This window comes from Streptomyces sp. CC53 (assembly GCF_001865245.1).
Taxonomy (GTDB): domain Bacteria; phylum Actinomycetota; class Actinomycetes; order Streptomycetales; family Streptomycetaceae; genus Streptomyces.
In genome coordinates this window covers 9,077-9,504 of sequence record NZ_MKXB01000166.1, presented here as the reverse complement: position 1 = coordinate 9,504, position 428 = coordinate 9,077, and the positions used below count along the sequence as shown (strand labels likewise).

The 428-nt window shown below is 70.8% G+C and carries 1 protein-coding gene; it reads left to right on the top strand.

Translation table 11 applies throughout. The annotated features are described in order from the left end of the window. Positions 1-11: 11 nt before the first annotated feature. The coding region (locus tag BJP40_RS20165; RefSeq protein WP_256220781.1) for an acyltransferase domain-containing protein at positions 12-428 on the top strand (417 nt) is incomplete at its 3' end.

Here is a 428-nt window from a genome sequence, read left to right as displayed (position 1 = left end):
GTGAGGGTGCGATGGCGGCGGTGCACGGGGACGTGGAGGCGGTCCTGGGTGTGCTTGATCGTTTCCCCGGTGTGGAGGTGGCGGCGTTCAACTCGCCGAGGGTGGTGACGGTGTCGGGTCCGGCGGACGCGGTGGCGCGGTTCCGTGCGGAGTCCGGTCTGCGAACGCAGCCGCTGGTGGTCAGTCATGCCTTCCACTCGGCGCTGATGGACGGTGCGGTGAAGCCGTTCGCGGAGGCGGTGTCGGGGGTCGTGCTGTCCGCTCCGAGCGTGGCGTTCGCCTCGTCGGTGACGGGTGGGTGGCACACGGCGGATTCGGCGGTGGACCCGGGCCACTGGGCGCGGGGAATCCGTGAGCCGGTGCGGTTCTCGGAGGCCGTTGCGCTGGTGGGTTCGATGGGTGCGGGTGTGGTGTGGGAGATCGGTTCC